The sequence below is a fragment of the Streptomyces sp. HUAS TT11 genome (genome assembly GCF_051553595.1).
Lineage (GTDB): Bacteria > Actinomycetota > Actinomycetes > Streptomycetales > Streptomycetaceae > Streptomyces.
Genome location: NZ_CP196184.1, coordinates 4382122 through 4395737, shown reverse-complemented (window position 1 = coordinate 4395737; position 13616 = coordinate 4382122). Strand labels below are relative to the sequence as shown.

Sequence of the window (13616 nt, the reverse complement as noted above, 5' to 3'; positions counted from 1 at the left end):
AAGGCGGGTGCCGCACGGGCCCCCGGGAGCACGTGGGGCCGTTTGTGCTCCCTCCCGGCCGGTGACCAAGGTCCCCGCAGGAAACATTCGTCCATCCAGGCCCGGACGGGTGCCCTCGCCGCACCCCGGCAGGGGAGCGAGGCAAGCCCGCATCGGGGGCGTCCGGCGGCCGCAGGAGCCGTCACCGGCCGGACCAGTCCCTTAGGGGGCCACCATGGCTGTGGGAGTTCCGCCCTTGATCCGCCCCTCCCGGCTCAGGCGCCGAGGGGGACTCCTGGGCGAATGCCTCGCAGAGTTCCTGGGGACGTTCGTCCTCATCGCCTTCGGGTGCGGGGTGGGGGCCGTGGCGGTGGCAGCGCTGCCGGGATCGGGCCGCACGGCGGGACCCACCACCATCTTCGTCGGCGCCGGCGACTGGCTGCTGATCACCTGGGGCTGGGCCATGGCCGTGGCCTTCGGTGTCTATGTGGCCGGAGGCGTCAGCGGCGCGCACATCAATCCGGCGGTCACGCTGGCCTTCGCGGTGCGTCGCAGGTTCCCCTGGGTCAAGGTGGTGCCGTACATGGTGGCGCAGCTGACCGGCGCGTTCGCCGGGGCCGCGCTGGTGTACGGCGTGTACCACGACGCGATCCACGCCTTCGACAGCGCCTCGACGGGGCCGAAGACCAATGGGCACACCCTCGCCACCTTCTCGATCTTCGGGACGTTCCCCGCCTCGTACTTCCACGGCGGTGTCTGGGGGCCGCTGGTGGACCAGATCGTCGGGACCGCGTTCCTGGTGATGTTCATCGCGGCGGTCGTCGACCTGCGCAACATGGCGGTGAAGGCCAACCTCGGCCCCCTGGTGATCGGCCTCGCCGTCGCCGCCGTGGGCATGTCGTACGGCGCGAACGCCGGTTATGCCGTCAACCCCGCAAGGGACTTCGGGCCGCGCCTGTTCACCTGGCTTGCGGGATGGCAGGAACTCGCGCTCCCGGGCACACTGGCCGGCTCCTTCAGCGACTACTTCTGGATACCCATCGTCGGACCCCTCGTCGGAGGGGTGATCGGCGTCCTCGTCTACGACCTGTTCGTCGGCGATGTCCTGCACATCCGGTCGCAGTCGCTCGAGCCTCCCCCGGCGGGCCGGACCCGTTCGGCGTCGAGCCCCGACGACGAGGAATGACGGAGCCGGGCGCGGAGCGGGCGGGGCGGCATCGCGTGCCGGTCACTGCCGTCCCTCTCGGAGCCATGGGCTGCGGACGAACGCGAGAGCTCTCTTCGGGGCCGTCGCGCGGGTCGCGGCCCGGCCAGGTCGTCTGTGTGCGGTGCCCGGGACGGGGAACTTTCCGCCTGTTCGTCGGACGGAAATACTTCCCGGGATTTTCCGTTGACAGGGTCGGACGGCGAGGCGTCGGACGCGGGAAGTCCGCGGCCAAAATCGTCGCGGGTGCGTGTTTTTGCGAGCCGTGCCCGCCACTGCGGCATGTAGTCATCCATCGCGCGGCTTCACGCACACTGAGGTAACGTCAGATCGACCGCCGTGCCGACAACATGAATTTCAAGCCCCGAGTGCACCGCACGGGCTGGTTCATGACCGCCCGGATATCTCATTCTTCGGTAAATCGCCGTTGTCCCGGACAAGCGTGTCGGGCAATACCCCTACGGGGCCACCCCTGTTACTTTGCGATTCCCCGGGGGGTTGCCACCCATAAAAGACCGAAAGCGCGCCGGCCGGCGAACAGCATATGTCTCAGCCGAGTACCGGCCCATCCCGGTCGAGAGGATACGGACCATGCACGATTTTTCTCGTCGCGGCCTGTTCAAGGCGACGGCGGCCGCCGGTGCAGGGGCGGTCGTCGTTCCGGGTATCACAGCCGTGGAAGCCCCGGTCGCGAGCGCCGCGAGCACGGAGGCCAAAGGCGGGACATGCCCGCCGGCGCAGTTGACCGGTCGTATCGTCCGCCCCGAAAGTCCGGACTACACCGCTGCGCGTCTCGGCTGGGACCAGCTCTTCTCCCATTATCCGCTGGTCATCGTCTTCGCCCAGAACACCCAGGACGTGGTCAACGCCCTGACGTGGGCGCGGCAGCACGACGTCGCGCTGCGGGTGCGAAGCGGCCGCCACAGCCTCGAGGGCTGGTCGAACGTGGACAACGGCCTCGTGATCGACATCAGCGAGCTGAAGTCGGTCCACATCGACGTCGACTCGCGTATCGCAAGGGTCGGCGCCGGGCTCAACCAACTGGAGGCGGTGACCACACTCGCGCAGAAGAACCTCGCGGTGACCACCGGCACCGAGGGCAGCGTGGGCCTGGCCGGTGCGACGCTCGGCGGCGGCTTCGGCTTCCTCACCCGCTGGCTCGGCATGGCATGCGACAGCCTTGTGGGCGCCGAGATCGTCGTCCCGTCGGGCGACGAGTGCGCCGAGGTGATCGAGGTGGATCTGAGGAATCACTCGGACCTGCTCTGGGCTCTCCGCGGAGCCGGAAACGGCAACTTCGGAATCATCACCTCGCTCACCTACAAAGTGACTCCGCTGCAGAGCGTCGCTTATGCGCAGGCGACGTGGACCGGCGCCGACATCAATAATCTGCCCGGGATCTTCGACGCGTGGCAGCGTACGGCGCCGGTCGCCGACAACCGGCTCGGAACCCAGCTCGAGATCCACCGGAATCAGATCCTGTTGTTCGCCGTTCTCGCGGAAGGGACACCGGCGCAGGCGCGGCAGATGCTGGCCCCGGTCCTGTCGATCGGGAGCCCCCAGGTCTCCGAACAGGCCGGTAACTGGGGTGACATCTATGCGGGATTCCAGGTCCCGATTCAGAGTGAGCCCGCGAACTGGAAATTCTTCTCGCAGTTCACGAGAAAGCCGTTCCCGAGCGCAGCGATCCAAGTGATCAAATCGTATATGTCCGACGCTCCGACGGACGACAGCAATTTCTTCACCCAGGCCTTCGGCGGGGCGGTTCGAAGGAGCCCTCGCGGCGGCAGCGCGTTCCCGCACCGCGACGCACTCTTCTACTCCGAGCCCGGCGCCGGCTGGGGGGCTCGCGGAACACAACCGGGCGTGTGCGACCCGCTCACTCCGCAGGCCCAGGCCTGGATCGCCGAGTTCAGCCAGGCACTGCGCCCGTATGTGAACGGCGCCTACGTCAACGTGCCGAACATCGGCATGCAGGACTGGGAAACCGCCTACTGGGGCTCCAACTTCGACCGGTTGCGCGAGATCAAGGCGCAGTACGACCCCCACAACGTGTTCCAGTACGAGCAGAGCATCCCGCCCGCGACCCGGAACGGCAGGTGACCCACGCCGTCCAGGAGGTGCGTCTCCTCCCCGGCGGGCATGCGGACCCGACTCCGTTCCGTCCGGCGGAGGAGGAGGCCTCCCGAAACTCGGTCGGCGGCGGCGCCGTTGCCGCCTGACCCGCCGAAGGCGTACCCACCGGGCGGGTGCTCCGGGCGAGCACCCGCCCGGTGGGTCCGCACGGGCTCGTGCCGGGGCCGCACCTGGATGCGGGCCGGGGCGCACTGCCGCAGCGGCGTCGACCACGACCCGGCCCGGGTCGGTGACGCCGGCCCCGGCGAACTGGTCGCGGTGATCGACTTCCCCCTCAGGGAGGGCACCACTGCCATGTCCGTGCGCTCCTCCCGAAGGAGCACCACGGCCACATCCGTGCGCTCCTTCGGGAGGGCACCACCGCCGCATCCGTGCCCCGCACCCGCCGTACCGCCCGGACGGCCGACGGCGACCGGGCCATCGGCCACTCCGTGTGCACCCTGCCGGTGCGGGTCGAGCCGGAGCCGGCTTCCCGTTCCGGCTCCGCACCGACCGGGTGGTTCCCGACGCGACAGGGCCGCGTCGTCGCCGGCCGCCTACGACGGCACCATGTCCTGCGCCTGCGAACCGGAGGCCGAGAACAACGCGGCCGAGGTGCTCCTCGGACCCGTCCGCTGGGCAGCGGTGAAGGGACCGGCTCGCGGCTCGCGGTCTTCCGCAGGAGTTCCCGGCCGACCGGCGCCGCCGTCAACCCAGTAGAGCCGCGACCACCACCAACACCGGCACCGAAAGCACCGTGGACAGCAGAATCGAGTCCCTGGCGAGCACCTCGCCCACCCGGTACGTGCCGGCGTAGGTGTACAGGTTCTGCGCGGCCGGAAGTGCCGAGGTCACCGTTACGTCGAGCAGCGGCGCTCCACGCAGCCCGAAGACCGTGGTCGCCAGGGCCCAGGCGACGACCGGCTGGCCGACCGCCTTCAGGGCCACGGCGAGAAACACGGGGTGGCGCTCACGGCCGCGGCCGGGCAGGGCGCTGCCGCGCAGAGAGATGCCGAAGGCGAGCAGGACCGCCGGGACGGACATGTTGCCGATGAGGGTGATGGGGTCCATGACCGGGCCGGGGACGTGGACGCCCGTCGCCGAGACCAGGACACCGCTCAGCGAGCCCAGCGCGATCGGATTACGCAACGGCGCCAGCAGGCGTCGCCACCACGGGCCCTTCTCGCCCCTGCCGGAGAGGTCGAGGACGGTCAGGGCGATGGGGGTCACCATGACCACCTGGAAGAGCAGCACCGGCGCCACCAGGGACGCGTCGCCGAGGACGTACACGGCGATGGGGATGCCGAGGTTGCCGGAGTTGACGTAGCTGGAGCACAAGGCGCCGATGGTCGTGTCGCCCACGCCCCAGCGGCGTACGGCACCGACCGCGACGAAGGCGCCCGCCGCCGCGGCCGTGCTCATCGCCGTCACCAGCAGCCGGCTGGAGAAGATCACCGACAGGTCGGCGCGGGCGAGCGTGGCGAACAGCAGGGCGGGGGACGCCACATGGAACGCCAGCTTGGTCAGCACCTCCCGGCCGTGCTCGCCGAGATGCCCGCCGCGGCCGAGGAGGTAACCGACGGCGATGACGGCCGCGATGACCGCGAATCCGCTCAGCACCCCCTGCACGGCGGCTCCTTGGCGGATCGGGGGGCGTCGGGTATCCGGAACGGTGCCGATCCGGAGGATCCATGGTGCATGCAGCCAACCCTCGGGGGAGGGCCGGGCCGGGTCAATGTGATGTTCGCTGCTCCGCCCGGCCGGCCCCGGCGGTGTGCCTCCCGCACGGGCGCGCCCTGGTGCGGTCCCTCGTCCCGCACGGGTGCGCTCCGGTGCGGTCCCTCGTCCGCTACGGGTGCGCCCCCGGTGCGGTCCCTCGTCCCGCACGCGCGCCCGTTCTTCGCGCTGCCGGGGTGTCCGGGGGATGGGCCGGGAGTGATGCCCGCCACGGCAGACCGGGCCCGATGGAACTTGTTTTTCTTTCAACTTCATTGTTGAATTCGAAACGACCTGGCCTTGGCGGATCGACGCCCGCAGCTGCCCACACCGGCCGAAGTCCCAGGTCGACTGCACAACACCGCTCTTCACAACCTCTTTGGGAGTACCGACATGAGTGAAGCCGCCCGCGTCGCGGTCATCTACTACTCCGCCACCGGATCCGTGCGGAAGCTCGCCGAGGCGGTCGCCGAAGGGGCGGCCAAGGACGGTGCCGAGGTCCGGCTGCGCAAGGTCGCCGAGCTGGCGCCGGAAGCAGCGATCAACAGCAACCCGACCTGGGCCGAGAACCACCGTGACTCGCAGCACATCGCCGAGGCCACGCTCGAGGACCTGGACTGGGCGGACGCGGTGGTCTTCGGCTCGCCGACCCGCTTCGGCCTGCCGGCCGCGCAGCTGAAGCAGTTCCTCGACCTCACCGGCCCGCTCTGGGCCCAGGGCAAGCTGGCGAACAAGGTGTACTCGTCGTTCGCTTCGGCCGCCAACGTGCACGGCGGTCAGGAGAGCACCATCCTGGCGCTGAACAACACCTTCTACCACTGGGGCGGCATCATCGTCTCGACCGGCTACACCGACCCGCTGGTGTTCCAGGCCGGCGGCAACCCCTACGGCCCCTCGCACGCCTCCAACAACGGTGCGGACCTGCCCGACGAGAGCCGTCTCGAAGCGGCGCGCTACCTGGGCCGTCGGGTCAACCACATCGCTTCGGCCCTGCGGCCGGGCGGCTCGCTCTGATCCGTACACCGCCTCCCTGCGGTCCGCGCGGGGACGGGGAAACCCCGTCGTGAAGAGGGCCCGGAGACCTCCGGGCCCTCTTTCGTGTGCTCAGGGCGCCATCGCCACCCCGTCGGCGCCGGGCGCGGACTCGGTACCGTCCGCGTGCCGGGCGGTCACCCAGTAGAAGTGAGTGGTGCCCTTGGTGGCGGCGGTGTCCTCGTAGGAGGTCCCCGTCGTGGCCGCCAGCTTCTCGTACGCCGCGGCCTCCGGGTTCCAGCGATAGACCTGGTAGTCGGCGGCGTCGGTCACCGGATACCAGGACAGTTCGACGTCCGCCTCTTTCGACGTGGCCGTCAGCTCGACCGGCGAGCCCTCCGGCGTCGCCACGCTCGGTGTCATGTCGAGCTCGGTCGCGGTCACGACCTGGGCCTCGCCCGTCCAGTCGAAGGAAGAGTTCCAGGCGTCGTCGACGGCATCGACGATGAAGCAGGTCTCCTCGCCGTCCGGGATCGTGGTGTACGCGTACGAGGTGGTGTCGGCCCCCAGGTAGTAGCCGGGGTAGAGGGAGCACCACTGCCCCTCCTCGTCGCCCAGCAGCTCGCCCCGCCGGACCACGTACCGGGCCAGGTCCGGAGTCGGGTTGGCGTCCCAGTGCACCTCGAAGCCGTACTCGGTCGGGGTGACGGTCACCCCGGTGACGGCGGACGGCGGGGTGAGGTCCCAGAGCGTGCCGGCGGCGGCGACGGACCGCGCGGACTCGTTGCCCGCGGCGTCGAGAGCCGTCACCCGGTAGTAGTAGGCGGTGCCCTCGGCGGCCGAGGTGTCCAGGTACGAGACCTGGGCGGTGGTGCCGACGCGGGTATAGGTCCCGTCCGCACCGGTCGCCCGGTACACCCGGTAGGACGCCGCTCCTTCGACCGCGTTCCACCGGACCCGCAGAGCCTCCGGTTCCCGGGCGACGCTCGGTCCGGTCGGCACGGGCGGTGGGGTCCGGTCGACGGTGGTGACCGCCTGATCGGCGGTGCCGGCCGACTCGTTGCCCGCCTTGTCGTGGGCGCGGATCTCGTAGTAGTACGCCGCGCCCGTCACGGGCAGGGTCGCGTCCGTGTAGGACGTGGCGGTGGTGGTCGCGAGCCTCGTCCAGCCGGTGCTGCTCTTGAGGCGCCGGTAGACCCGGTAACCCGCAAGGTCCATCTCCTTGTTCTTGGACCAGGTGAGCTTGGCCTTCCCCGTCGCTCTGTCGTACGACACGGATGTTCCGCCCGGAGCCAGCGGCTTGACCTTGTCGACGGTCGCGGAAGTGCGGGGCGTGTAGGCGAACTTGACGTTCGCGCTCCGGGTCCAGTTGACGTAGTCGACACGGAGGCTGTGCTTGCCGGAGGGGACGGTCAGGTTGACGGTCTTGGAGACCGTCGACGAGACGTTCTTCCACAGGTCGATCTTGCGGCTGCCGTCGAGGTAGACACGGATGCCGTCCTGGGCCGACGCGGTGAGGGCGAAGGGGCCGCCGGAGCCGAAGTCGCGGGTCACCGTCCAGCGAACGGAGAAGTTGTCGACCGGCAGGGCCGAAGTGGGGCGGCCCGTACCCCAGTTCTCGCTGATCGAGGAGTCGCAGTCGGTCTTCTTCGGTGTGCCCGAGAAAGTGGTGTTCGAGAAGAACTGCCGCTTGTAGACGGGGGAAGCGCAGCTGACGGCTGCTGAGGCGGGCGTGGCGAGGGCGGTGAGCAGGCCACCCGCGGTGGTGAGCACGACGGCGGTGGCGGCCGCGGAGGCCGCGCGTCGTCCGGCTGGGTTCATTCGGTCCTCTGATCGGATCAGAACGCGGAAAGGAGCGTTCGTGATCACGACACATGAGGCCGGGAAGAGGTTGTACGTCCGTTGTCGGGCGACCGGGGCGTTGCTCAGGGCGTGCGCGCCGACGGCCGGAACGCGGTCTTGAACCGCGCTGTCGCAGCGGTCACGGACCAGGAGACGACGCCGCAAGCCCTGCATGCCGCGCCGATCACGCTTGCTCACCGGGCATCCACGGAGCCGAGGGACGTTCGCTCCGCACCCCCCGGGGACAGCCGGAACCCCTTTTGCCCCCGGGTGACGCGCCGCACCGACCCCGCATCCAGCCCCTGACCGGACGCTCGTCCCGCCCGTGGCGGGTCCGTTCACGGTTACGAGGAAGTGATCTCCGGTACACCTGATGGGCCCGGGGTCGCTGTTAGCCTCATGCCGCCTTGCATGGGGGGACAGCCGGGGGGCTGGGCATTCTCACAGCACCGTTGACACGCTCCTGATCGGCCACGGCCGTCCCGCCGTGCCCTCGGTGCGGGTGAATCACGGGGGACGGCAAGGTGGACATCGTTGCGCGGGACACCGCGGGCAGTCTGTTCCGGCAGACCGGTTACGGCAACGGGTCCTTCGCGCCGCGGGTGAAGATCGGCACCGGCCGGCAGAAGTACAAGGCCCTGTACTGAGGACCCGGCCCGAGAAGCCGCGGCCGGGTACTCCACATCCGGCCCGACGGGTGGCACCACCATACGGATGACGCCCTGCCTCGCCTCGCCCGAGGCGGGGCGGGACATCCTCCTGTCTCTGATCCCGTTCGCTCTGCCAGGAGTTGGCCCTCAGAGCCAGGGTTGCTCTTCGGCCGAGAGCCCTTTGTGCAGTCCGTCCTGCAGAAGCAGCCCACCGCGCATCGGCGGCCCACCGTCCCTGCCGCCGGTCCCCGACCAGGGCATCCCGCCGGAGGTCATCGCCCAGCTGGCCGGCCGGTCAGGTGACCGCGGAAGCGGTCCGCCGTGGACGACTCCGGCCCGTGGCGCAGCCGGTCCCGGGGCCACGTTCACAGGGTCTCCGGGTCCACCGGCTGAACCTCGGTCCCCAGGTCCATCGCGCGCCTGGTCTGCTGGATGGTCTCCTGGACGTGACGCTCGATCTCCTCCGGATTCAGGCCGAGCGCCTTGCCCGTGTGCACCGCCCAGATTTCGGCGCGAAGGTTGGTCTCGAAATCCAGATCGGCCCGCACGTTCTCTCGTGCGGCCTGCCGATTCTGGCTCACCATCACGAACGTGGACAGGAAGATGGCCTCCAGACTCACGATCGTGGTGAGCAGCCCGAAGGGGTAAGGGTCGAAGACCGCCGACCTGCCGAACAGCCCGAGGTTGAGAGCGATCCACACCGCGAACCAGACGGCATGGACGTAGACGAACCCCATCGTGCCCGCGAGGGCGGTGATCGCGTCCGCGAACCGGTCCTGCGACGTACGCATCCTGGCGAACACCAGCTGTTCGTGGCGCAAGCGGGGGTCGAGGCGGCGATGAGTACCGCCGGGGGCGGAGCTCGATCGGAAGGCGTGGTCTGCGGAGTGTGCGGTCATCGTGTCAGCCGTTGTCAGCCTTCCCGTATCGAACCGGTTGCTTCGAAGGGAAGACAGGACACGGCCCTCATCTGTGACACCCACAGCGCCTTCTGCCGGGTGCGGGACCGAAAGGCGCCGAGCGCCGGATCGACCACATCGTCCCGGCGGGGGCGCCGGCCCAGGTTCGTGTCGCTGCTCCCCGACCACGGCGTTCCTGGAGCACGTGGCCGACCGGCCGCAACGGCGAAGGGCGCCCAGGAGGCTTCCGGGGCGCCCTTCGCGGTGGTCGTCGAAAAGGGTTGCTCAGCGCACGTCCACGTAGTCGTGGTCGCTCTCGGCGTCCACGTAGGAGCCGGACGCGAGGTAGACCCCGACCCAGGTGCCGTCCTGCTTCGCGGTGAGGCGGGCGGTGAAGTGGCCGTGCGAGTCCGCCTTGACGGAGCCCGACCGCGTCCAGGACTTTTTGCCCTTGGCCCGGAAGAGGATGGAGACGCGCTGCTTGCCGAACGCCACCCACTTCGTACCGCTCAGCCGCTGCAAGATGCCGGTGCTGGTCGAGGTGTGGCCCTTGCGCACCGGCTCGGGACCGGCGTCGAAGCCGGTGATCCTGGTGGCGGTGCGGTTGAAGTGCACGGAGCCGGAGTAGCCGGACCGGTAGTCCGACGACCCTGCCGAGTACAGCCGCCAGTAGCCCTTCGGCACCGACACGTACGCGTCGAGGTTGAAGGTGCCGTCGCACTTCGTGGTGAACCAGCCGAGCGACTTCCCGCCGGACTTGCCGGTCGGCCGACTGCCGGAGGTACAGCTTCCGGTTCGGCGGTACCTTGCCATTGCTGCCGTTCATGCTGCCCTGGATGTGCAGGTCGGAGTACTCGTCAAGCCAACTCGAACAGAAGCAGATGTTCGTCCGGTTGATGACGTCGACCTTGAGCTGCGCGTGCGAGGCGGTCAGATACAGGTCGGCCAGGTAGCTGTCGAGGCTGGTCCGCACCGTGAACGTGCCGTCGTCGGACAGCAGGTACGGGTGGGTGAGTGTGAAGCGCCCGCCGGTACCGCTGGTCGCCGTGGCGTAGTAGTCCATGTCGAGCGCGACGCCCTTGGCCGGGCGCCAGCTGCCGTCGTACAGGTACTCCACGACGCCGGATCAGAGGCGGCGAGAGTGAGGCTGTGCCGTTGGCTTCGCATGTGGTGGCGCCTTTCGTCCAGGTCCTGCCGCCGCGCGGAATCGGCCCTCGGACGCCTTCCGCCGAAGGGTGCGGTCGCACCGCAGGGTGTGCCGACGGCCGCATGCCGCTGTTGCAGCCGGTCTGACGGTCAGCCGATCGGGTCGTATCCGATGTGCGCCCAACGGCATTGCCTGGCACTTTGGTTGCGGAGTGCTGGCCTCCCTTTCCACATCAAGCTACATGGAGTGACGCACAGTCACATGCTGTGTGTGGCTGCGGTGTGCTGTCGGCGCCCACGGCAGGTCCGGTCGCGGCCGCCCTTCCTGACGAAGCGAGGCGTTCGTGATCCCATATGGGGGCAAGCAGCCCTGGCCGCAGGGCGGCCCGGTGTCGGACAGGAGCAGGCCCGGGCCAGGCCCGGGCATCGTGCGGCTGGTCATCGGCGCCGTGGCCGTGCTGGCCATGCTGGCGGGACTGTCCCTGCCGGTCCTGGCTGCCACCCCGGCACAGGCGGCTGCCCCCACGCCGAACGCCTACGTCACCAATCAGGGTTCGAACACGGTGTCGGTGATCGACACGGCGACGAACACGGTCACCGCCACCGTCCCCGCCGGCTTCGGCCCGTCAGGTGTGGCCATCGGCACGCCGCCACCCCCGTCCCCCTCCCTGACCGTCACCAAGACCCACCAGGGCGCGTTCGCTCGGGGCGAGAAGAACACCTACAGCATCACGGTCACCAACAACGGCACCGGCCCGACCGACGGCACCACCGTCACCGTGACCGACACCCTGCCCACCGGGCTGACCGCCGCCTCCCTCAGCGGCACCGGATGGACCTGCACCCTGGCCACACCGACCTGCACCCGCAGCGACACCCTCGCCCCCGGCGCCAGCTATCCGACGATCACGCTCACGGTCAAAGCGTCCTGCAGGGCGCCGAAGCAGGTCACCAACACCGTCACGGTCACCGGAGGCGGCAGCACCCCCGACACCAACACCGCCATTGACCCCACCACCATCAAACGCGGCAGACACTGCGAGAAGCAGCACCACCACAACAGCAGACACGACAAGAAACACAGGCTCGACGAGCTCGACACCAGCCACGGCGCGCCCAGGAACCAGCAGCCACACCACGACTGACGCCCCACCACGAACAGCTGTCGGCCGGGTTGATCGAGGAAGCCGTCGCTGTAGCCGCCGAGACGCTCAGGCGCCCTCGTCGGGGCAGAGGCGCGGGGGAGGGGCGCCCAGGGCCCGGGCGGATGCCTGCTGGGTCCGCAGACGTCTGCGGTTGTTCGCCGATGAACGCTGCTGAATGAGACGGAAGGTGAGACGGGAGAGCTGTCGCCTGGCCAGGCTGTTCGATCTCACTGGCGGCACGGGGCTCGAGTGTCTGGTGCATACGGGCGCACCTCGACGCCCTCAGCCCGGGAAGCTGCGATTGCGGTGGCTGCTGCACTCCTCCGTGATGCAGCAGCCACCGCGGCTTCTGTGTAGAGACGGTCGTCAGCTGCTGGCGCATCCCGCTGCAGCCGCTTGCTCTACCTCTGCGCTTGCTCGGTTCGGCTGTCGTCCGCGCCATCACACACGCTCCGGTCGCATCAGCAGCCTCATGGAGACCAGCGTCGGTGCACACAGAAGTGTCACAACACATCCGGTGCCCTTCACCGTCACGTTGCCCCGCTCGGCAGCCGGCGTGATCCCGGCCTACCCCGGTGGGTGTGATGGTTCGTCGGTGTCCGCCGATCCAGCGTCTGACCGGCGCTGTCTTCACGGGTGACGGTTCGCGCCGGCTCTGCGCTCCGTGAATGCCGAATGCGCACGGAGGAGACCACGGAACCAGCATCTGGTCAGACGTCGAACCGAGTAGTCCCAGACCGCTCTCTGCGCCGCTATTGAACTTCCCCCGAGGGTGGCGTGGAGAGGGACGGGTCCGGCCGGGCCGCCCCCGCCCACTGCACGGGGGTCCGGCCGCCCCGTACACCTGTCGGATCGACGATGGGCAGCCACGCGCGATCTGCGAACCGCAACTACGGCGTCCGAACCCGGATTCGCTGCGCAGTCAACGTCGAGTCGCCGCGAGCCCTGCCTCCTGAAGCAGCCGGCAGTGCAGGCCGTCGTCCTGCCGACTCCAAGGTCGGTCAATTCGCCCTGTCTGGTCGATTCGTTCTGCACTGCAGGACTCAGGTGTAACACTTCCGGCCGGGTTCGCTCTCTCCTAGCGGACGACTGTGTCGGTCGGCCAGGGCAGGAGGCACGACCGTGCAGGGGACGAACCCGAGCGACGGGACGTACGGCGCGGATCCGCATGGCGGCGTCCCGTACGCGTACGGGTATGGCGACGGGTACGGCGGCAGCACCGCCATCGATACCGACGCGGCGCCCTGGGAGCCGGCACAGTACGCGCATTCGGCCGAGCCGACGGGCTACGTCGATGCGGCGGGGCCGAACCCGGCCGCCGCCTGGCCGCATCTCTATGTGCTCGCACCGGATGCCCCCGCCGTCGGGCCAGGCCCTGACACTGCGGGGTGGGACGCCGGTCATGGCGACGTGCTCACCGTGCCGCCCCCGGAAGGCGACACGCCGGATCTTCCCGTACCGGGACCGGACGCCCCGAAAGGCGAGTCGAAGCGGCCCGTCTTCGTCGATTCCTCGGGACGACGCCAGCGCCGCGTGCTGCGCGCCGCCCGGCTGCTGGTGATTCCCGCCGGTGGCTACGTTGCCCTGCTGATCAGCACGGTGCTGGGAGGCCCGAGCCTCAGCGCCCCGTTCGTCCCACAACCGGACGCCACACATCCGGCCACGCCCCGGGCGACCGCGCCCGACATCCCCGCCGGCACCGGCCACACCCCGGGAAGTGCGCCCTCCGCAGCGCGGCAGACGAACTCCCGCCCCACACCGACGCAGAAGACGTCCGGCTCCGCCGACCGCTCGACCGCCTCCGCGGCCACACCCACGCCTACTGAGCCCACGGCGGTCGACTCCCCGAGCTCGGCCCCGACCGCGACCCCCACCCCGACTCGGACGTCCAAGGGCCGCGCGGTCGGCTCGTCCCACAATCCCGTGAAGTGATCCAAGGCCCCTTGCC

Annotated in this window: 10 protein-coding genes; 6 read left to right on the top strand and 4 right to left on the bottom strand. The window is 69.6% G+C overall.

Annotated elements, in window-relative coordinates:
- Window positions 1–214 precede the first annotated feature (214 nt).
- Together ACSHXN_RS19665 and ACSHXN_RS19660 are read left to right on the top strand one after the other, a co-directional pair.
- Window positions 215–1165, top strand: a complete 951-nt coding sequence (locus ACSHXN_RS19665) for an MIP/aquaporin family protein (protein ID WP_355131241.1) — start codon at window positions 215–217, stop codon at window positions 1163–1165.
- 609 nt (window positions 1166–1774) lie between these two features.
- On the top strand, window positions 1775–3286 hold the full coding sequence (locus tag ACSHXN_RS19660; RefSeq protein ID WP_355131239.1) for an FAD-binding oxidoreductase: 1512 nt from the start codon (window positions 1775–1777) through the stop codon (window positions 3284–3286).
- A 720-nt stretch (window positions 3287–4006) separates the two neighbouring features.
- Here the strand turns inward: ACSHXN_RS19660 and ACSHXN_RS19655 are convergent.
- Window positions 4007–4927 carry an AEC family transporter gene (locus tag ACSHXN_RS19655; RefSeq protein WP_355795089.1) on the bottom strand — a complete coding sequence of 307 codons (921 nt, stop codon included), beginning with the start codon at window positions 4925–4927 and terminating at the stop codon, window positions 4007–4009.
- Between the two features lie 480 nt (window positions 4928–5407).
- On the opposite strand from ACSHXN_RS19655, the gene wrbA reads away from it, so the two are divergent.
- Entirely contained in the window at window positions 5408–6028 is a 621-nt protein-coding gene (gene wrbA / locus ACSHXN_RS19650) for an NAD(P)H:quinone oxidoreductase (protein WP_355131236.1), read from the top strand.
- 90 nt (window positions 6029–6118) lie between these two features.
- On the opposite strand, the gene ACSHXN_RS19645 is transcribed toward wrbA, so the two are convergent.
- Window positions 6119–7807, bottom strand: a complete 1689-nt coding sequence (locus ACSHXN_RS19645; protein WP_438303441.1) for a PA14 domain-containing protein — start codon at window positions 7805–7807, stop codon at window positions 6119–6121.
- A 545-nt stretch (window positions 7808–8352) separates the two neighbouring features.
- Here ACSHXN_RS19645 and ACSHXN_RS19640 point away from each other — a divergent pair.
- Complete coding sequence (locus ACSHXN_RS19640) at window positions 8353–8475, top strand: hypothetical protein (RefSeq protein WP_355131232.1); 123 nt, start codon at window positions 8353–8355, stop codon at window positions 8473–8475.
- Between the two features lie 368 nt (window positions 8476–8843).
- On the opposite strand, the gene ACSHXN_RS19635 is transcribed toward ACSHXN_RS19640, so the two are convergent.
- Window positions 8844–9377 (bottom strand): DUF1003 domain-containing protein, encoded by a 534-nt coding sequence (locus ACSHXN_RS19635; RefSeq protein ID WP_438303440.1) that lies wholly within the window; start codon window positions 9375–9377, stop codon window positions 8844–8846.
- A 285-nt stretch (window positions 9378–9662) separates the two neighbouring features.
- Complete coding sequence (locus tag ACSHXN_RS19630) at window positions 9663–10190, bottom strand: hypothetical protein (protein WP_438303438.1); 528 nt, start codon at window positions 10188–10190, stop codon at window positions 9663–9665.
- Window positions 10191–10867: 677 nt separating this feature from the next.
- Between ACSHXN_RS19630 and ACSHXN_RS19625 the strand changes: the two genes are divergently transcribed.
- Both ACSHXN_RS19625 and ACSHXN_RS19620 read left to right on the top strand, forming a co-directional pair.
- Window positions 10868–11668, top strand: coding sequence for a hypothetical protein (locus ACSHXN_RS19625; RefSeq protein WP_438303437.1), 801 nt, complete (start codon window positions 10868–10870; stop codon window positions 11666–11668).
- A gap of 1122 nt (window positions 11669–12790) precedes the next feature.
- The gene (locus ACSHXN_RS19620) at window positions 12791–13600 is read left to right on the top strand and encodes a hypothetical protein (RefSeq protein ID WP_356292641.1); all 810 of its coding nucleotides are present in this window, start codon (window positions 12791–12793) and stop codon (window positions 13598–13600) included.
- The last annotated feature ends 16 nt before the right edge of the window (window positions 13601–13616 follow it).

What these genes read in the sequence shown, in the direction of transcription:
- ACSHXN_RS19630 (WP_438303438.1), bottom strand. Translation starts at nt 10,190, where the DNA reads ATGGCAAGGTACCGCCGAACCGGAAGCTGTACCTCCGGCAGTCGGCCG.
- ACSHXN_RS19660 (WP_355131239.1), top strand. Translation starts at nt 1,775, where the DNA reads ATGCACGATTTTTCTCGTCGCGGCCTGTTCAAGGCGACGGCGGCCGCC.
- ACSHXN_RS19645 (WP_438303441.1), bottom strand. Translation starts at nt 7,807, where the DNA reads ATGAACCCAGCCGGACGACGCGCGGCCTCCGCGGCCGCCACCGCCGTC.
- wrbA (WP_355131236.1), top strand. Translation starts at nt 5,408, where the DNA reads ATGAGTGAAGCCGCCCGCGTCGCGGTCATCTACTACTCCGCCACCGGA.
- ACSHXN_RS19635 (WP_438303440.1), bottom strand. Translation starts at nt 9,377, where the DNA reads ATGACCGCACACTCCGCAGACCACGCCTTCCGATCGAGCTCCGCCCCC.
- ACSHXN_RS19665 (WP_355131241.1), top strand. Translation starts at nt 215, where the DNA reads ATGGCTGTGGGAGTTCCGCCCTTGATCCGCCCCTCCCGGCTCAGGCGC.